This is a genomic window from Nocardia aegles (assembly GCF_052545135.1).
Window position 1 is genome coordinate 207,645 of sequence record NZ_JBQWRI010000003.1, and the last position, 18,581, is coordinate 226,225.

Genomic DNA, 18,581 nt, shown 5'->3' on the forward strand with positions numbered 1-18,581 from the left:
GGCCGGAGATAAGGCTAGGGTTCGGGACAGTAAACCTTCAGCTGAAGTTTGGTCAGCGTACCGTTCTGAAGTTCCGCGGCCTGCCTTGGTCCGACGCCGTGGCGAGCGAAGGGGGCAGCAGTCGGCAGGAATCGCTCCAAAACCAACTGGCAATCCCGTGGGGCATCACCGACCGCGATAACGATGGCATCCGGTTTCGGGTCGCTGACGGGGTCAGCTCGTACAGTGAGCCGCACCCCCGGCGCGTGCACGCGGTCGAGCACGTGATCGTCGGTGGCACCGAGGTACTGGGCATAAGCGGTAGGTGGATCGTCGAAGGTAACTCCCGAAACGAGCTGGGTGAACCCGTCGATCGTCACCTGATCGACCAGGGCTAGCGCGGGATTGACACCCGTGACCTCCGTACGCCACCACCACACGCCCGCGGCAGCGACCACAGCCGGCAACGCAACCAACACTATCGAACGACCCAAACGATCAGCCAGGCTCACAACTCACCCTGAATTCGAAGAGAGTCGACCTGCTTGCTCTGATCGCCTGCCGCTGAGCATCGCTCAACCCCAGCCACGGGTACAGAATCGCGGTCGGCTCATATCGATCGACAACCATAAAGCACTGGTCAGGACCACGGCCGAGGAGGACCGACGTGGACCCCGGATCCGCCATGAATCCGTTGTGACTGGGCCGCAATTCGAACTTCGGGGCGGTTATCGCGGCACGCAAATCCTCGGGCGCGGGCCCTATGTAGAAGGCTTGCTCGCACCGGATCGGGCCGCCATTCTCACCGGCACGCACCGAATGCCGTTCCAGTCCTCTAACTTCGAATGTTTCAACCAGATCGCAAGCCGTGGCGCGATAATCCGGCTGATTCCCACATCCAGTGACGACCATCGCCGTCACGGCGAGGCCTCCCATAGCTCCGAGTGCACCCAGCACGATCCGCACCACAACCCCCACATCCGAGTCAGCATAAACTACCTTTCTTACATCGAGTGAACCCGCCAGGCTTGCCTCTCCGGAGAAAGCCTGGCGGCTTCGTTTTCAGGAGGGAACTACACATGACAGTCAGCCAGCACGATCGAATCGACCAGGTCGCGGCGAATCCGCGCGGCCAGATGGTGCTGAGCATGATCGAGGATCGCTCGTACGCGCAGGACGATGTGGCTGTAATGAACGAGGACTTCCGGCAGAAGCTCAACGCATACGTCTATGCGGTCCGCTCCGGCACGTTCGGGGACATGGCTGCGAGATCCGGCGTCAGGCAGGTCGCCGGGGTTGAATTCCGGTTGCTCAGCCCCGACGAGCCCTCGGATCTGGTCAAGCAGATGATCGACATGGTGAACCGGGAACTGGCCGCGGAGAACATCACTGCCACGTGGGAAGAGTACGGCGACGGGGTGACACCGGAGATCGTCGAGGACGCGTTGGTCCACGCGGCGATCGACCAGGTCGGTACGGAGTGGAAGACCGCATACCTGTGGGCCGTTCTCGTCGGCAATGAGGGCACAGGCGGCATCCAGGTACATCACGTCGACGGCACCGTGGAGTCGGTGGAGGCGTCGGCGACAGTGCGGGAGCTGTTTGTCGAACACAAGCGCCTGTCCTACGACAAGCGGACCGGAACCTGGATCAGTGCTGTGCTGACCATAGCGGACAAGGATAGCTACACAGCGGATTACAAGAAGGACGGCATTCACGACGCGTTGCCGACGCCGGCGGCGAGGGAGTTCATGAGGGAGTTGAAGCGATTCCCGCGGTCGGATCGAGCAAGTGCGGAACAACTGGCTACTAGGAAGCCCAAGCGCCGATGGTTCGGTCGCTGAAGGTTAGGGCCCCGCGCTCGGTTGAGCGCGTCGTACCCACCCAGCACTGGGTCGACCGGCCCGTACGGACTTCTCAGAGAATCGAATCGACTAGCTGATCGACTCCAAGGTGTGGTCATAGGCGGGTAGTGAGCCGTGCGCGTGCGCACCGCTTGTGTCTTTGTGCCAGACGGCAGTGGTCAGCGCGCGCAGACGCCGCAGGACTCACATGACGACTCCAGCGGTGGTGCGCCGCCATGGCGTTCGAGGGTCGAGTGGGGATTTGAGAGTTTGGTTGATCGACTCGATGACCTGGCGCAATGGCTTGAACAGGCCAACTCCTGCTCGTGGTGGTTCGCCTCTGCGCTCAGCTCATCCAACGGGCAGAGCTGCTGAGCTGATCAGTGAGGTCGCGAGTCTTGCTCCCACACAGCAGGGCTGGCCTCACCGACCGACGCCTGCCGTCATCGACGCGCTCTCTCCGATATCTGTACCGCAGAGCCGATGAGCGCCGAAAAAAATACTGCTGATGTGGACAGTGCCATAGCATCCCCTGGGCCAACCCGAATGCGCTCGGACCGGTGGGTCAGCGGCTCGGATACGGCGGCTGGCCGTACGGTCCGGCCGGATGGCCGGGAGCTGGACCGGCCGGATGTCCGTAAGGCTCGGGAGGGTAGTGGCCATACTGCGAGAACGGGGGCTGAGCATATGGCGCTGCGGGCGGGTGACCATACTGTGGGATTGGTCGACGACGTGCCGCTATCCACCGTCCGGTCGGACTGATGGCGGCGAGGACAAGGGTCGCCAGCGTCAGCACGCCGACGACTACCGGCTGTAGGCCGAAAAGTCTTGTTACCGCGAGCCCGACGGCCAGGTTGATCAAACTCAGCGCACTGCCGACGATCACCAGAACTCGGCCGACAGTCGATCGGCACAGCAGCACGACACCGCCCAGGACGAGCAGGAACGCCACGAATCCAGCCACCCCCACGCTGATCAGCGCAAGCCCTGCGAGACGGTCGAAGACATGAGAAGTCACCAATGACACGAGACCGAATGTCTCCCAACCGCCACCCAGCAACGCGAGCAGTCCAGCCGCGATCCCGGTGCCACCACCCGCCGAAACTTGGGGCGGCCCATAGCCGTGACCCGGCAGGTGGGGAGCCGGGGGATAGCTGCCCGGTGCGGCGCCGGGCCAGCCTTGCTGGAAGTTCATATCGGTAGCCATTCCTCCTCGATCGCGGCGGACACCGTATGTCCGGCTCGCCGTTCGCTGCTGCGTTGATAAATGCCCGGCGGCCGGACCGGTTACACCTACTGTGACCCGGATTCGGGTTCCCGAGCTTCGGTACGCCTGTCGGTCCGGGCGGGCAGCCGATCCGTCGCGGGGAGCAATCTCATACGGATGCTGGTACAGACCAGCGCGTTGCTGCGACCTGTCGATCAACGCCAACCCATGGCTGCGACCTGACGATCCGGTAATCATTCCGAGAAGTCGACCGAATCCAGCCCTGCTTCAACATGATCCAGCACAACAGTACACAAGTGTCGACACCGTCCGTCGGCTACGACCAGGCTGTCTCACGCGAATCCGCGAGTGCGCGATCGATGCACCGCTGGATTTCGGCCTCCAGGCGATCCATCGTGACCGGGGTCGCCACGAGGCGTTCGGAGACGTGGAGCAGGTAGCGGTCTTCGTCCACAGCTCCAGCATGATCGGTTCCTCGTATGTTGGCCGCTGTCGGCTGGGTGGAAGGCCGCCTCCGGGTCGGTGTCCCGGTTCCATACGCCCGGGGCCGTTCACCTACGACCACGCTGTCTCGTGGGCTTCTGCCATCGCATAATCGATGTGCCGCTGAATTTCGGCCGCCAGGCGATCTTTCGTGACCGGGGTCGCCACGAGACGTTCGGATACCTGGATCAGGTAGCGGCCGTCGTCCGCGAAATCGACTATCTGGAGGTAGCGGCCGCCCTCTTGCCAGCCGTCCAGGGCAGGGCCGGTGTCGATCCTGATTTCGGCGTAGGTGCGGTAGGGGCGGTTGAAGAAGCGGGCCGCCTCTTGGCGCGGGGTGAGGGTGCGGGATGCGGTCCAGGCGCGCTCTTCTGGTGCGAGGTCTTGGCGGTGGACATCGATTCCGGGTGCCGAGCCCGGGGAAATGTCCGGGAGGATGGACGCGATCCGCTTCACGACCGCGCTCGGCGAGTGCAGGAAGATCAGGATGTCGCCGCCGGATTCGATATCGGGTCCAGGGTGCTGGGCGGCAACCGTGCCGACCCCGTCATCGATGCCCGCGCACACGCGGACCATCCGATCGCGCCCGTCGCGCCGGTAGCCGAGCATCTCGACCCGCACCAGCGGCTGATCCAGAGCCTGCAACGCCCGGTACAGGCTGTCGTCGTCACCGATCTTGTCGACCAGAGCGTTTGCGGCACTACGACACTCGCGTTCTAAGTCCAGTTGCGTTTCCGCCTCGGTGTGGAAGATCAACGGGAACGGCATCCGGTCACGACCCATCGCCTCCCACGCGACATGGAACTCGACCGGCGGCAACCGCCAGGAGCTGGCCATCGTCATTGGTCGACGGCGCCGATCACCGGGGGAACGGTCTGGACATCGGGCCCGAGCAGCTCTTCGTGCACCCTGTGCAGGTAGTCGGCCGACTTGTGCTCTTTCCCCTCGTCATCGCCCTTGCCCCGGCCGGGCGGCATCATGCCGCCGGGCATACCGGCCATGCCGGGCCGTCCAGTGCCGACAGCGGTCGGATTCACTGTGGGCGCACCGGTGGGTAGTTGACCGGGAACACCGCGTCCGGGGCTACCGGGCGGCGAACCGGGACTTCCGGGCGAACCCGGACCAGGAGAACCCGGACCAGGAGAACCCGGGCTCGGGTGGTAACCGGCCGGGGTCGTCCCGGGCGACGACGGCGCAGGTGACGTAGCATTCGGGTCCCGGCCGGTCGGGTTGTCACCGAGCGGATTTTCCGGCAGTTGGAGGCTGGACGGAGTGGTCTGCGCCGGGTCCGGGCTGGACGAGGGGTCAGGGCTCGGCCCGTTCGGCTGGTTCGAAGGATTACCCGTTGACGGATTCACGCCAGTCGGCCTGGGCGAACCGGGCGTGCCGGAGGGAGATAGCGGCGAACCCGGCGACGAAGGATCGGATGGCTGAATCGGACCGGGAATCTTGGGAACGTTCGTATCCGCCTGCAACGCGACCGGGGAATACACCGTCCGCATAACCTCGTTGGCGCGGTCTTGGGCCTTCTGCGCGCGCCCCTGGTCGGCCATCAGCTGCCCCACGGCGGAGGCTGAGCCCAACCCAGGTACCACCGACGCGACCCCGGTCAGTAATACTCCGGCGAGCGAGGTCGAACGCTTGTCGGTTTCGTGCGGCACCTGGTTGTACACCTGGTTGAATCCCGTGTAGGCCTCTTCCATCTTGTTCGCCACGATATTGGCGGCCTGCTCCAAGTTGTGCACATCGTTCACATACCGCTGCACGCTCGCCAGCGCCCGGCCCGCGGCCGCCCCCTGCCAGCCCTGCCCGATCGTGTTATTGATATTTGTCTGAAAATCTTCCGCCTTCTGGAGCGTCTTCTTCGCCAGCCCCTGCCAACCGAGGACACTGTTCCACATATCCGCGAGCTTTACGGAATTGACGAATTCCATGATCTTGGCATGCGGCATGGAGACGAACTGCTCCAGCACGGCCGGAACAACCGGAGGCAGGTAATCACCGTGGAAATCCTGCGTCAGACTCGTGTTCTGCGCGTACAACTTCGTCCGAGCGTCGTTTCCCGCCGTCTGCGCGTCCCGCTGCGCCTGGTTCGGCTCAGGAATGTTCTGCTCGAACAGCGCACCGACCCGTTCACCGAGATACCCGAACACTTCCGGGCTCGCGCTGGAATGACGGCCCAGATTTCCCAGAAATTCGGTGATACCCACGGTTCCCCCTCCGATTAAACTTGATCGCCCGCTCTGGCAATGGCCTGTTGAGTGCCCTGATCAGCGGCTTTGTACGCCTCGCCCGCCTTGCGGAACATGTCGGCCATCTGCTGAACGACCTCGATATGCTGGCGCACCGAATCTTGATAGGAGCCGGAACCAACGCCTCCAACAGCAAGATCGTAGAACTTCTTTGCCAGAGTTTTGGCCGACTGAAGAATTCCGAACGAGTCAACCTTGACCAAATAGATAGCCTGAGGGCTGAGATCTCGAAGTTCTGTCACATAATCGTCACAGAGCTTCGCGCAGCGCTCCGCCACGCCATCTTCGATAAGAAGCCGACCGGCAGTCGCCTCACCTACCAGGGACTGAAACTCGTGTTTCATATCCAACGGGCTAGTCATAGATTCCGCTCCAATTTCTCAGCATTCTTATCGTCAGAGTCTACCGAGGAATCCATTTATCCAGCACTTGAGCGTACTGTAAAGCGATTGAGCAGACATCATCGGTCGACTTGCTATCGATAAATTTGCTTGCATTAATTTGAAAAGTTCCGCTTGAAGTCTCGAACGTGACATCACAACTATCAGGCGGCGTCTTATCGCCAATAGTATAGGCAACGGCACGGCGTTGGGGCAGCTGAATATCTCTAAAATTGTGGAACAATTCATTGGACCGAAAATCAGCCAGCGTATGTGTCGTGTTGAACACTGCCAAATGGTAGCCGTTCGCTCTCCAGCTGCATCCCTTCCATGCATCGCGCGCAACCAGGAAGGGGTTGTCATCCTTGGTCGCCGGATTGGCGCCCGCGGCTGTGATCGCATCCGCGGGCAGTGTGCACGGATCATAAAGATCAGCCTTGGTAAGGCTTGTCGTGGTGCTTGCTTGCCCCGGCACAGTGTCCCCACATCCGGCTACCGCCAGCACCGCACACAGTCCGGCTGCCACGGCCACGACTCGCATGCAAACCCCCCGATCGCTGAGAAAAAGTCCGACCCACCCTAGCAACTCAGACACGAAACGTCGATGCATACAGCAGCCCATCGCCGTACCCGGCGACCTGCGGAGATACGCATCAGCCGCAGGACGCACGGGCTCATACAACCACAGGGCGGCTCAGGCCCTGCTCGATGCGATCCGCCGGATCGGAGCCAGCGCACGCACCGACCTGGACGCGGCGACCGCGGCATTGAGCGACCGTGAGAAGCTGGGCCGCGCTCGGCCATGGTTCGTCGTACCATTCCGGGCGCCGCCACGGGGAGTGGAGTGCTCGGAGGGATCTGCGCATCATGCTCGACGCCGGATTCCGCCCGCTTCTGTCGCAGGCCGCAGTTGTCATAGGCGGTCGTGCCATCATGAGATTGGCTGCATGCCAAACGGGATTCGACTATCGTTCTGCGGATCGTGAAGCCGACTCGTCGACCACCGCTGGCATCACGGGATGTGATTTTCCGATATCGATGGAACCAACGCTGGCTGGTCGACGTCGAATCACATGACGAGTACTTCGTACATCGGACGAGCGGCATGAACGAGACAGGAAGTTGGCGGGATTCCTCCAGGTGGATATCGATGTGTTGGGCAAGACCGTCCAGTCGCTGCGCAACGCGGAACAGGTGCTCAACGATGCGATGAAGGCGATGGCGGAGGGCGGTCACGGCGATATCGGCACCCAGGTACTGAACGACGCCGCCGACAACTTCCAACGTCGCTGGAAGTTCGGTATCGAACGAATCGGTGAGACAGCCAGGGTGACCGCTGACGGTGTCGCGCAGTGTCACGATGCATACCGGGCCACGGACCAAACGTTCTCGGATGCACTCGCCCAGGCGGCGGCACAGGCGAACGGGCAGCCGACTACCGCGAAGCCGACGACGGAGCCTGCGGCATGAGCACCACGCCGTATCCGAATCTGGGATTCAACCCCGCACCAGGCCTACCCGACGATGTTGCTGGGCTCCGCAACCAAATCAAGACTGCCGCCGACGCCGTCACCGGAACCAACGACCTGCTGAATCGGCTGCGTAACAGCAACGACAACGTGTGGAAAGGCAGCGCAGGCGACGCGTTCCGCGCGAACTTCGACGCCACCTTGGCGCAAGACCTCGGCTACGCGCAGAACTCCCTCGAACGAGCCGTACGGCTACTCGCGGAGTGGCACACCAATCTGGTCGGATACCGGGACGTCGCCAACGGGTTGGAACTGGAAGCCGCCGATGCGCGTAGCCAGCACACCCGCGCCGTTCTGGACTTCCGGCGCGCACAGGCCAACCCGGATCTGGGACTGGCGAATATGCAGTTCTCCGATCAAGCCCAGCTTCAGGCCGCCCACCAGGCCGGGCGGAGCCGATCTACGCTACGCGTATCGCTCACATTCACGAAAGCCCCCTCAGTTCACCATCACCATGAACAACACATCCGACAACACCGCAGGCAAGCAAGCAAGAAGGTGAAGGTCGCAAGATCTTGAAACGATGGCTCATCCGTCGGCGGGATCGGCTGCGGCATAACGCCGACTTGATCCGGCCCCGCCGAAGTGAGGCCGAAGAACACGGGATCCGAGTCGCCATACAGGTCGAGCAATCTCGCTGTCACGATGCGGATCTGCTCGTCGGAGGGATACAGGATCGTTCTGGGCATCTGCGGGCGGCACCTTTCAGCAGTCATGCGGCAGGTAACGCCCCCGCACACCCGGGGAGCCGTGCACTGTCGCGGCGGCGCATGATCGGGTCGGTCGGCGCTGGTGACAGCATGCCGGATCAGCGTGACGACGCACGATCCGGCCTGGATCAGCCGACGCGAGGAGTGCCCGCCCTCACCTGCTGAATTCGTCGGCGCCGACCAAGACTTCACGCCCCACGTAGGCCAGGAGCCGGCGATGGGCTGGTTCGTCGGCGGCGACGAGCACCTCGGGACCGAAAATGCCTGGTGCGCGGAAGGAATTGATGCCACCCATGGCCTGCATGGTGGCGAGCACTTCGCCACACAACTGGTCGTCGGCCAGGTCCGGCCGATCGATGGCCACCGCGATATCCAACCCGTGCACCACGAGCTCGGTCAGATGCACCAGCGCGGCGGCGGGGCCGGGCAACTCCCCGAGCGAGATGCCCACCGTGCCGTCCAGCGCATCGGGGCGATGCCAGGCGGCGCGGGCCACCGCGGCCGCCGCGGCGTACGCACCCTGCGGATCACCGCCGAGCCAATCGGATTCGTGCTCGGCGCCGGCGTCCGTGCCGCTCAGCGCTGCCGCGAAGATGTGCATGCCGCCCACCGTGTGATTGAGCACGGCGCGGACATCCCAGCCCCGGCACGGCGTCGGCGCGGACAGACCCGCTCCTCCCACGGCGGCGACGACCGCTCCGGTCGCATCCAGTGCACGGTCGATCTGTCCGATCACGTTGTCCATGAGCTTCCTTCGGTCGAGCGGTTCGGCTGAATTGGTAGCACAGGACACCGACAAACGCGCGGCAATGCGAACTCAGCCGGACTCGGATCGCCCTTCGGGATCGGCGCCGTCGGGCTTCTCGGCACGACGGGCGATGCCGTGCTCGGTGCCCTCGTCGGCCTCCTGATCCGGTTCGGGATGCTCGGGCTCGAAGGTCGAGGGCAGCCTCTTGATGTGCCGGTTCATCGACCGGACCAGCAGGAAGGTGCCCGCGAGCAGGATCAGGATGATGACCAGGCCGAGCGGCGACGCCTTGCCGAACTCGGGGCCGGTCGGCGTTCCGGGTGTCTGGGCGAGCAGGATCAGCGTCACGACCGCCCGTCCTCGATGCCCGCGAAGAGATCGGTCTCCGGCAGCTCGGTGCGCACGCGGGTCTTGGCCAGTTCGAACTCCTCGGTCGGCCACAACCGCTGCTGCATCTCGATCGGAATGGCGAAGAAGGCGCCGTTCGGATCGATCTGCGTCGCGTGCGCGCGCAAGGCGTCGTCGCGCTGCGGGAAGTACTTGGCGCAGTCGATCTGGGTGGTGATCCGGGAGAACACGTCACCGCGCTCGGCGGCATACTTGCGCATCCGGTCCAGCCACTCCTGCAACGGAAACGGCTCGCCGATGCGCTCGTACTCCGCGGCGAAGATCTCCATCCGCTTCATGGTGAAGCCGTGGTCGTAGTACAGCTTGAGCGGCGTCCACGGCTCGCCCGCGCCGGGGAAACGCTCAGGGTCGCCTGCCGCCTCGAATGCCGCCATCGACACCTCATGGCAGCGGATGTGATCGGGGTGGGGGTAGCCGCCGGTCTCGTCATAGGTGGTCATCACGTGCGGTCTGAACTCCCGCACCACGCGCACCAGGGCCTCGGTGGCCTCCTCCAGCGGAACCAGCGCGAAGCTGCCCTCGGGCAGCGGTGGCAGCGGATCGCCCTCGGGCAGCCCCGAGTCGACGAAACCGAGCCAGTGCTGGCGCACACCGAGCGCACGGGCCGCGGCGGCCATCTCCTCGCGGCGGATCTCGTGGATCCGCTCGAGGACGCCGGGCGTGTCCATGGCCGGGTTCAGGATGCTTCCGCGCTCTCCGCCGGTCAGCGTCACGACGAGGACATCGTGTCCTTCGTCGGCGTAACGGGCGGTCGTCGCGGCACCCTTGCTGGATTCGTCGTCTGGGTGGGCGTGCACCGCCATGAGGCGAAGGCCACTCACGTCTCGTTCTCCGTCGCTCTCGGTCGCGGGTGTCGGGGCTTCGTTACCTATAGTTCCATTCGACCCACTTTTGTTCCGACGTACCCCCCGGGAGCGACAACCATGAGCCAGCCCGCGCCGGAGAACGGCGGTGACGCGAAGGCGGCGTCTCCCGGCGGACCCCCGCCCGACCGGTACGGCAGCGTGCCCCGCAAGCCGCGCCGCTGGATCGTGCCGCTGCTCGGCGTCGCGGTGCTGCTCGCCGGACTCGGCGTGGCCTACCTGGGGTATCAGCAGTACGGGCCGGAGAACATCGAGGCCGAGCAGCTCGGCTACGTCGTCGTGGACGACTCGACCATGACCATCCGGCTCAAGGTCACCCGGGCCGACCCGCAGCAGCCGGTGGTGTGTTTCGTCCGCGCGATGGCCCGCGACGGCACCGAGCTCGGCCGCCGGGAAGTGCTCGTCGAGCCGTCGAGCAGCGGGACGGTCGAGTTGACCACCGTCGTGCGCTCGTCCGCGCGGCCCGCGGCGGGCAGCGTGTACGCGTGCAGCGATCGGGTACCCGGCTATCTGCGGGTTGGCTGATTTCCGCGCATACACCGGCGGTTTGCCCGCGAAATCAACTCCGACCTGCACATTTGTGAATCATGCTAAGATAGCGTGATACACGGTTCCGGAGCTCGGAGCCGTGTTTGCTGCATTGGCGGCCAGCGCTGAGGGTTCGGGCTTGTGATTTCGCCCGTGACCGGGGCCTGTTGGGGTTCGATGAACTTCCCAGGATCGCTCTAGCCGTCGACTGGCGCGTGCCCGCTTTTCGGGTGGGTGCACGCCGGTGCTCAGGGAATCCCGGCCTGCCGGGAACAACTACTAGGGAGTGATCGAGATGACTGAGACGCAAGTGACCTGGCTGACCCCGGAGTCGCACGACAGGCTCAAGAGCGAACTCGACGCGCTCATCGCCAATCGTCCGGTCATCGCCGCCGAGATCAACGAACGCCGGGAAGAGGGCGACCTCAAGGAGAACGGTGGGTACCACGCCGCCCGCGAGGAGCAGGGTCAGCAGGAGGCGCGTATTCGCCAGCTGCAGGAGCTGCTGAACAACGCCAAGGTCGGCGTCGCACCGACCAAGTCCGGCGTCGCGCTTCCCGGGTCGGTCGTCAAGGTCTACTACGACGGCGACGAGACGGACACCGAAACCTTCCTGATCGCCACCCGTGAGGAGGGCCTGCGCGATTCCAAGCTGGAGACGTACTCGCCGAACTCCCCGCTCGGCGGCGCGCTCATCAACGCCAAGGTGGGCGAGACCAGGGAATACACGCTGCCCAACGGGAACACGATGAAGGTCACCCTGCTCAGCGCCGAGCCCTACCACAGCTGATGCTCTCGGCCGCGCCCCCACGGCAGGCCGATACCCCCGCGGACACGAGCGGCCGCGCCCGATCATCGGGTGCGGCCGTTTCCTCATGTCCGTGAACCTAGCTATGTCCGTGAACCTAGCTCAAGGCCTGCTCGATGTCCGCAAGCAGGTCGCTGACATCCTCGATGCCGACCGAGAGCCGCACCAGATCCGCGGGAACCTCCAGGTCGGAACCTTCGGTGGAAGCGTGCGTCATCGCGGCCGGATGCTCGATCAGCGACTCGACACCGCCCAGGGACTCGGCGAGGGTGAACACCTCGGTCCGCGCGCAGAACTTGCGCGCCGCTTCGATGTCGCCGCCCAGGCGCACCGAGATCATCCCGCCGAAACGCCGCATCTGCTTCGCCGCGACGGCATGGCCCGGATGCTCCGGCAGGCCGGGGTAGATCACCTGCGAGATCGACGGGTGCCCGGCCAGGAACTCCGCGATGGTCTCCGCGTTGTCGCAGTGCCGATCCATCCGCAGGGCGAGGGTCTTGGTGCCGCGCAGCGTGAGGAACGCGTCGAACGGGCCGGGCACCGCGCCCGCACCGTTCTGCAAGAACGCGAACGCCGCGTCGAGTTCCGGATCGTTGGTGATCAGCGCGCCGCCGATGACGTCGGAGTGGCCGCCGAGATATTTGGTGGTGGAGTGCACCACGATGTCGGCGCCGAGCAGCAGCGGCTGCTGCAGGTAGGGCGTCGCGAAGGTATTGTCGACGACCAGTTTCGCGCCCGCCGCGTGCGCGACGTCGGCCAGCGCGGGAATGTCGCCGATGCTCAGCAACGGGTTGGTCGGGGTTTCGATCCAGACCAGTTTGGTGTTCGGCCGGATCGCGGCGCGCATCTCGTCCACGTTGAACACGTGCGCCGGCGAGTGGTCGATCCCCCACTGGCTGAAGACCTTGTCGATCAGCCGGAACGTGCCCCCGTAGGCGTCGTCGGGGATCACGATGTGATCGCCCGGACGCAACGTAGCCCGCAGCGCGCAGTCGGTCGCGGCCATACCGGACGCGAACGCCCGGCCGTAGCGGCCCGATTCCAGCGCGGCGAGGTTCGCCTCCAGCACCGACCGCGTCGGGTTGCCGGTACGGGCGTATTCGAAACCGCCGCGCAAGCCGCCGACGCCGTCCTGGGCGAACGTCGAACTCGCGTAGATGGGCACGTTCACCGCGCCGGTCTGCGGATCGGGTTCATACCCGGCGTGCACGGCCCGTGTGGAGAATCCCAACTCGCTCATGGGGCTCAGCCTAAACGGGGCGATTCCCGGGCAACTTGCCGGTATACACGTATCGCCGTCGGGTGCGCAGGCGAATCGGACGAATCCGCACGATGCCGTCGCCACAGCGGGACAGCGTCCCTCGATCCGATCGAATTACACCGACGCCATCACCAGCTCGGAAATCTCGCGCCGAGGCAACCGGCGTGAGTTCCGTCTCACTATTTTCCTGCCCCTTAGGCTGAGTCCATGGTCACTGTGGAAGAGCTGTTCGCCACCGACGCGCTGCTGTCCGACGACGAGCGCGAGATTCGGGACACCGTCGCGGCCTTCGCGACGCAGCGACTGCGCCCGTACGTCGCGGAGTGGTTCGAGGCGGGCACCTTCCCGGCCCGCGAGCTCGCCCCGGAGCTGGGCGCCCTGGGACTGCTCGGCATGCATCTGGCGGGGTACGGCTGCGCGGGCATGTCGGCCACCGCCTACGGCCTGGCCTGCCAGGAGCTGGAGGCGGTGGACTCCGGCATCCGCAGCATGGTCTCGGTCCAGGGCTCGCTGGCGATGACCGCGATCCACAAATACGGCTCGGAGGAACAGAAGCAGCAGTGGCTGCCGGAGCTGGCCGCGGGCCGCGCGCTCGGCTGTTTCGGACTGACCGAGCCCGACTTCGGCTCGAACCCGGGCGGCATGCGGACCCGGGCGAAGCGCGACGGCGCGGACTGGGTGCTGAGCGGCTCGAAGATGTGGATCACCAACGGCTCGGTGAGCGATGTCGCGGTGGTGTGGGCGCAGACCGAGGAGGACGGCAAGCAGGTGATCCGCGGGTTCCTGGTCCCGGCCGCGACGCCCGGGTTCACGACGCGGGAGATGCACCGCAAACTGTCGCTGCGCGCGTCGGTCACCGCGGAACTGGACCTGGACGAGGTTCGCCTGCCCGCCGACGCGGTGCTGCCGGGGTCGAGAGGACTGGCCGCACCGCTGGCCTGCCTGAGCGAGGCGCGCTTCGGCATCGTCTTCGGCGCGCTCGGCGCGGCACGCGAGTGCCTGGCGGCCACCATCGAGTACGCCAGGACCCGCGAGGTGTTCGACAAGCCACTGGCCGCCTACCAACTCACCCAGGCCAAGCTGGCCGACATGGCGCTGGAGTTCGGCAAGGGCCAGCTGCTCGCCCTGCACATCGGACGGCTGAAAGACCGCGGCGCGGCCACCCCGGAGCAGGTGAGCGCGGGCAAACTGAACAGCACGCGCGAAGCCATCGCCATCGCCCGCGAGTGCCGGACCATACTGGGCGCCAATGGCATCACACTCGACTACCCGGTGCTGCGCCATGCCAACAATCTGGAATCGGTGCTCACCTACGAAGGCACCGCGGAGGTACACCAGCTCGTGCTCGGGCGGGCGTTGACCGACGCGAACGCGTTCCGCTGACCGACCCGTCCGGCGCGCCGCCCCGCGGCGACTGCGTGCATCGAGCCCGAAACCGGCACGGCAACGACCGGACGGCAGCGGCGATCCGAGGGGCAAGATCGCATCCGGTACCCGATTACCGGCGGCCGCAGATGTCTTCGCGGCCTGCACCGAAGCGCGGCCTTATCGCCCCGCCGCCCAGCCCGAGGAAGCCGCTGCCCAGCCGGCAGCCGAGGTCGCCCGGCTGACTCCCTCGGATCCGTTCCGCGCACTCGTGACAAGCTGTGCGAAGATGCAGCGGCCGGCAGAAGCCGCACCTCACAGGGAAGTGCGGGCGGCGGCCAGCGCATTGTTACGTCTTGTCATTCAAGTGCCACGTGGGTGTCACCGGTAGGCCAGCGAAATCGCCCATCATGCAAAGGGACCCGGCATTGGGGCGATGCCTCCACCACCACAACCATCGGAGGTGCACGATGCACAGCTTGTCGATCGACCGTGGCGCACGGCGGTCTGTTCCGAAGGCACTGGGAGCCGGCCATGTTCGCGCGTGATCAGCTGCCGCGGCGCGCACACAGCGTCGCACCGCCGCTGCCGGATCAGCGCGAACTGGTCGCTGCCTTCGGCGGGCACTCGAGCGAGTCGGGCCAAGACCACCCCCTGGTCGGCTGGGCCAGGGCACTGGCCGCGCTGCACAAGCGGCGCCACGGCGATCCGCTGGCCGCCGCCGGAATAGATTGCCGCCGCGCCGAACTGGTCGCCACGATCGATGCGTGGGTGGTGGACCAACTACCCCGCAAACGTGCGATCGACCAGCTGCGCAGCGAATCCATCGGCGCCACGGTCGACCGAATGGCCGCCGCCCACGTCCACGCCAGCCACCTACTGCACACCGCCGAAAAAGTGTCCGACACCCGGGTACACGCCGCGTGGTACCGGCTGGCGCTGCTGGCCGACGAATGGACCGACCTGATCACCGGCGGCGTGCGCGAAACGATGCGCGCCCGGCGACCGGCGTAGGCGTTCGACCGGAAGCCGCCGTAACTCGCCGCACCGATTCGTGCGGTACGGCGAGTCGGCTGGATCGCCGCGGAGAAGCGGTCGCGTCTAGGTTCCGATATTGCCCGTGCTGAGGAAGCCGAGCAGGTCGTGGCGGGTGATCACGCCGACGGGCTTACCGTCCTCGACGACCATCAGCGCGTCGGTGTCCGAGAGCGCCTTCGTCGCGGCGGAGATGGGCTCGCCCGAGCCGATCAGCGGGAACGACGGGCTCATGTGCTGGTCTACCGAATCGGTGAGGTTGGCCCGGCCCTCGAAGACCGCCGACAGCAGGTCGCGCTCGGACACACTGCCCGCGACCTCGCCCGCCATGACCGGCGGCTCGGCGCCGACCACGGGCATCTGGGAGACGCCGTACTCGCGCAGGATCTCGATCGCGTCGCGCAGCGTCTCCGACGGGTGGGTGTGCACCAGGTCCGGCAACTCGCCGGACTTGCCGCGCAGCACATCGCCGACGAGCGGCTCGGCGGTGCCGTCCAGCCGTTCGCGGAGGAAGCCGTAGGAGCTCATCCACTGGTCGTTGAAGATCTTCGACAGGTAGCCGCGGCCGCCGTCGGGCAGCAACACCACGACCACGGCGTCCGGATCACGCCGCGCCACCTCGACGGCCGCGACGACCGCCATGCCGCAGGAACCGCCGACCAGCAGGCCCTCCTCGCGGGCCAGCCTGCGAGTCATCTCGAAGGAATCCGCGTCGGAGACCGCGATGATCTCGTCCGGTACGGCGGGGTCGTAGGCCGACGGCCAGAAGTCCTCGCCGACGCCCTCGACCAGGTACGGCCGCCCGGTGCCGCCGGAGTACACCGAACCCTCCGGGTCGGCGCCGATGATCCGCACCTTCCCGCCCGAGACCTCCTTGAGGTAGCGGCCGGTGCCGGTGATGGTGCCGCCGGTGCCGACACCCGCCACGAAATGGGTGACCTTGCCGTCGGTATCGCGCCAGATCTCCGGGCCGGTGGTCTCGTAGTGGCTTTCCGGGCCGCCCGGGTTGGAGTACTGGTCGGGCTTCCACGCACCGTCGATCTCGCGGACCAGGCGGTCGGACACGCTGTAGTAGCTGTTCGGGTGGTCCGGCGGCACGGCGGTCGGGCAGACCACGACGTCGGCGCCGTAGGCGCGCAGCACGTTGCGCTTGTCCTCGCTGACCTTGTCCGGGCAGACGAACACGCACTGGTAGCCGCGCTGTTGCGCGACCAAGGCGAGGCCGACGCCGGTGTTGCCGGAAGTGGGCTCGACGATGGTGCCGCCGGGCCGCAGCTTCCCGGACCGCTCGGCGGCGTCGATCATCTTCACCGCGATCCGGTCCTTGGAGCTGCCGCCCGGGTTCAGGTATTCGATCTTGGCCGCGACCAGCCCCGCGTTCGGTCCCACGACCGAATTCAACCGGACCAGCGGCGTGTTGCCGATGAGATCCACGACATGATCCGCGATGCGCATGGACCCAATAGTTGCAGACGCACCAACTGTGCGTGCGCGCACGCCGGGCGCAACGGCCGCGGACTACCGGCGAACCCGTGCCCGCGGCCTTAGGATCGCTGCCATGAGGCAGCCGAACATCGCCCGCGCCGCAATGCTTCTGGCCGGATCGGCGGTGGCCCTAGTGGTCGGATCCGGTGCGCAAGCGGAAGCGGCGACCGTCGAATTCCCGCAGGTGCCGACGCTCGCGCGCGGTGGTCTGTGCTGGACGAGCATCCGCACCTGGGCCGACACCGGCCCGGAATGGCCGGGGCGCGCCATCCTGAACGTTCGGGCGCTGCCCGTGACCGGTGTCGGGCCGGGTTCGTACCCGCTGGCGCCGCTGTGCGAGGTCCGCACCACCGTCGCGTGGCGCAATGTCACCACCGGTGCGACGGGCAGCTACGACAACATCGTGGTCACCGGCATCTACGGCAGCATCCAGTACGCGCTGTTCCAGGACACCGGCCCCGGCCTCGTGGAAGTCACCATCTCCACCGATGCGGCGAGCATCCCCGCTCGCGGCACATTCGTGGTCCCCGGCTGATCCCGGCGGATCGGGACGCGCACTGATCGGCGGGGCCGCGGCCCGTGTCGATCCCGTCGGAGCACGCACCCGACGGAAGCGATCCTGGCGACTTTCGGACACGCACGGCAGGCAACGGTGTGATGTCCGTCGCCGCACCCGCGTTCTGCCGCGAGCTCGCACCAGCCGTAGCCGGTTCGCCGCTGGTCGACCGGCCGGATTCTCGTAAAATTCCTGGCGTGAGCGCACCTCAGTATCGCTGGCGCGCGGCCGCGCTGACCGGGGCCGCGGCCGTGCTCGCCGGCTCCGGCGCGGGGACCGCATGGTGGGCGACCTACCGCCTGCTCATGGCGCAGGCGGGCGTGGCGCGCGGGGTGATCGGCCGGGACACCTCGAAGCCTCCGGAAGCCGACGGCATCTACGCCCCTGGCTGCGTGGTCCCGGAGCCGTGGCGTGCGGGCAAGCACGCCGACCTGCATCTGATGATCTTCGGCGACTCCACCGCTGCCGGCCTCGGCTGCACGGTGGCCGACGAGGTGCCCGGCGTGCGCCTGGCCCGCGGACTCGCCGAGGCGACCGGGCAGCGGATCCGCCTGAGCACCAAGGCGATCTCCGGCGCCACGTCCAAGGGCCTGGCCGGTCAGGTGGACGCGATGTTCGTCGCGGGTCCGCCGCCGGATGCCGCGGTCATCCTCATCGGCGCCAACGACGTCACCAAGAAGCACTCGATCCGCGCCTCCGCGCGCAGGCTCGCCGCGGCGGTCGCCCGGTTGCGCCGCGCCGACGCGGTGGTCGTGGTCGGCACCTGCCCGGATCTCGGCATGGTGGCGGCCATTCCCCAGCCGCTGCGGACCGTCGTGCAGAACTGGAGCGTGCGGCTGGCCAAGGCGCAGCACGTCGCGACGACCGTCGCGGGCGGACACCCGGTGCGCATGGGATACCTGCTGGCCCCGGAGTTCCGCGCCGCGCCCGAGCTGCTGTTCGCCGCCGACGGTTTCCATCCGTCGGCCGCCGGCTACGGACTGGCCGCCGCGCAATTGCTCCCGGTGCTGCTGGAGGCACTGGGCGGGACAGGCGCTTTCGGTACTCGGCGACGAGACGTAGATTCGGTACGAACCCGGGAGTAACAACTCCGGTTCGACCGAACCGTCCGACCCAAGG

At 66.2% G+C, this 18,581-nt stretch carries 20 protein-coding genes; 9 read left to right on the forward strand and 11 right to left on the reverse strand.

Features of this window, described 5'->3' with window-relative positions:
- Window positions 1-14 precede the first annotated feature (14 nt).
- Window positions 15-491 (reverse strand): hypothetical protein, encoded by a 477-nt coding sequence (locus tag ACT89H_RS10965; RefSeq protein ID WP_445108450.1) that lies wholly within the window; start codon window positions 489-491, stop codon window positions 15-17.
- A gap of 501 nt (window positions 492-992) precedes the next feature.
- Between ACT89H_RS10965 and ACT89H_RS10970 the strand changes: the two genes are divergently transcribed.
- The gene (locus ACT89H_RS10970; RefSeq protein WP_445108451.1) at window positions 993-1,823 is read left to right on the forward strand and encodes a hypothetical protein; all 831 of its coding nucleotides are present in this window, start codon (window positions 993-995) and stop codon (window positions 1,821-1,823) included.
- Window positions 1,824-2,388: 565 nt separating this feature from the next.
- Here ACT89H_RS10970 and ACT89H_RS10975 read toward each other — a convergent pair.
- The 5 genes from ACT89H_RS10975 to ACT89H_RS10995 all read right to left on the reverse strand — a co-directional run bounded on the left by ACT89H_RS10975 (window position 2,389) and on the right by ACT89H_RS10995 (window position 6,698).
- The gene (locus ACT89H_RS10975; RefSeq protein WP_445108452.1) at window positions 2,389-3,030 is read right to left on the reverse strand and encodes a hypothetical protein; all 642 of its coding nucleotides are present in this window, start codon (window positions 3,028-3,030) and stop codon (window positions 2,389-2,391) included.
- 576 nt (window positions 3,031-3,606) lie between these two features.
- Entirely contained in the window at window positions 3,607-4,377 is a 771-nt protein-coding gene (locus ACT89H_RS10980) for an ESX secretion-associated protein EspG (RefSeq protein ID WP_445108453.1), read from the reverse strand.
- Window positions 4,374-5,744 (reverse strand): PPE domain-containing protein, encoded by a 1,371-nt coding sequence (locus ACT89H_RS10985; RefSeq protein ID WP_445108454.1) that lies wholly within the window; start codon window positions 5,742-5,744, stop codon window positions 4,374-4,376. Before ACT89H_RS10985 ends, ACT89H_RS10980 begins: the two co-directional genes overlap by 4 nt.
- Window positions 5,745-5,758: 14 nt before the next feature.
- Complete coding sequence (locus ACT89H_RS10990; protein ID WP_445108455.1) at window positions 5,759-6,148, reverse strand: hypothetical protein; 390 nt, start codon at window positions 6,146-6,148, stop codon at window positions 5,759-5,761.
- 40 nt (window positions 6,149-6,188) lie between these two features.
- Window positions 6,189-6,698 (reverse strand): DUF3558 domain-containing protein, encoded by a 510-nt coding sequence (locus ACT89H_RS10995; RefSeq protein ID WP_445108456.1) that lies wholly within the window; start codon window positions 6,696-6,698, stop codon window positions 6,189-6,191.
- Between the two features lie 608 nt (window positions 6,699-7,306).
- On the opposite strand from ACT89H_RS10995, the gene ACT89H_RS11000 reads away from it, so the two are divergent.
- Both ACT89H_RS11000 and ACT89H_RS11005 read left to right on the forward strand, forming a co-directional pair.
- Entirely contained in the window at window positions 7,307-7,636 is a 330-nt protein-coding gene (locus ACT89H_RS11000) for a hypothetical protein (protein WP_445108457.1), read from the forward strand.
- A complete protein-coding gene (locus tag ACT89H_RS11005; protein WP_445108458.1) occupies window positions 7,633-8,214 on the forward strand; it encodes a WXG100 family type VII secretion target in 582 nt (193 codons plus the stop codon). The genes ACT89H_RS11000 and ACT89H_RS11005 overlap by 4 nt, the downstream gene beginning before the upstream one ends.
- Window positions 8,215-8,559: 345 nt before the next feature.
- Here the strand turns inward: ACT89H_RS11005 and ACT89H_RS11010 are convergent, their stop codons facing one another.
- The 3 genes from ACT89H_RS11010 to mca form a co-directional block, all read right to left on the reverse strand.
- On the reverse strand, window positions 8,560-9,150 hold the full coding sequence (locus ACT89H_RS11010; protein WP_445108459.1) for a TIGR03086 family metal-binding protein: 591 nt from the start codon (window positions 9,148-9,150) through the stop codon (window positions 8,560-8,562).
- Between the two features lie 72 nt (window positions 9,151-9,222).
- On the reverse strand, window positions 9,223-9,501 hold the full coding sequence (locus ACT89H_RS11015; protein ID WP_445108460.1) for a hypothetical protein: 279 nt from the start codon (window positions 9,499-9,501) through the stop codon (window positions 9,223-9,225).
- On the reverse strand, window positions 9,498-10,364 hold the full coding sequence (gene mca, locus ACT89H_RS11020) for a mycothiol conjugate amidase Mca (protein WP_445108886.1): 867 nt from the start codon (window positions 10,362-10,364) through the stop codon (window positions 9,498-9,500). The genes ACT89H_RS11015 and mca overlap by 4 nt, the downstream gene beginning before the upstream one ends.
- A 120-nt stretch (window positions 10,365-10,484) precedes the next feature.
- Here mca and ACT89H_RS11025 point away from each other — a divergent pair, with 120 nt between their 5' ends.
- Window positions 10,485-10,949: a DUF4307 domain-containing protein gene (locus tag ACT89H_RS11025; protein ID WP_445108461.1), complete on the forward strand. Its 465-nt coding sequence runs from the start codon at window positions 10,485-10,487 to the stop codon at window positions 10,947-10,949.
- 298 nt (window positions 10,950-11,247) lie between these two features.
- The gene (gene greA, locus ACT89H_RS11030; protein WP_445108462.1) at window positions 11,248-11,742 is read left to right on the forward strand and encodes a transcription elongation factor GreA; all 495 of its coding nucleotides are present in this window, start codon (window positions 11,248-11,250) and stop codon (window positions 11,740-11,742) included.
- A 115-nt stretch (window positions 11,743-11,857) separates the two neighbouring features.
- On the opposite strand, the gene ACT89H_RS11035 is transcribed toward greA, so the two are convergent.
- Window positions 11,858-13,000 carry a cystathionine gamma-synthase gene (locus tag ACT89H_RS11035; protein WP_445108463.1) on the reverse strand — a complete coding sequence of 381 codons (1,143 nt, stop codon included), beginning with the start codon at window positions 12,998-13,000 and terminating at the stop codon, window positions 11,858-11,860.
- 228 nt (window positions 13,001-13,228) lie between these two features.
- Here ACT89H_RS11035 and ACT89H_RS11040 point away from each other — a divergent pair, with 228 nt between their 5' ends.
- Together ACT89H_RS11040 and ACT89H_RS11045 are read left to right on the forward strand one after the other, a co-directional pair.
- Entirely contained in the window at window positions 13,229-14,404 is a 1,176-nt protein-coding gene (locus ACT89H_RS11040; RefSeq protein WP_445108464.1) for an acyl-CoA dehydrogenase family protein, read from the forward strand.
- 516 nt (window positions 14,405-14,920) lie between these two features.
- Window positions 14,921-15,400 (forward strand): DUF4254 domain-containing protein, encoded by a 480-nt coding sequence (locus ACT89H_RS11045; RefSeq protein WP_445108465.1) that lies wholly within the window; start codon window positions 14,921-14,923, stop codon window positions 15,398-15,400.
- A gap of 87 nt (window positions 15,401-15,487) precedes the next feature.
- Here the strand turns inward: ACT89H_RS11045 and ACT89H_RS11050 are convergent, their stop codons facing one another.
- Entirely contained in the window at window positions 15,488-16,876 is a 1,389-nt protein-coding gene (locus ACT89H_RS11050) for a cystathionine beta-synthase (protein ID WP_445108466.1), read from the reverse strand.
- 103 nt (window positions 16,877-16,979) lie between these two features.
- Between ACT89H_RS11050 and ACT89H_RS11055 the strand changes: the two genes are divergently transcribed.
- Window positions 16,980-17,441 carry a hypothetical protein gene (locus ACT89H_RS11055; RefSeq protein ID WP_445108467.1) on the forward strand — a complete coding sequence of 154 codons (462 nt, stop codon included), beginning with the start codon at window positions 16,980-16,982 and terminating at the stop codon, window positions 17,439-17,441.
- A gap of 218 nt (window positions 17,442-17,659) precedes the next feature.
- A complete protein-coding gene (locus ACT89H_RS11060; RefSeq protein WP_445108468.1) occupies window positions 17,660-18,547 on the forward strand; it encodes an SGNH/GDSL hydrolase family protein in 888 nt (295 codons plus the stop codon).
- The last annotated feature ends 34 nt before the right edge of the window (window positions 18,548-18,581 follow it).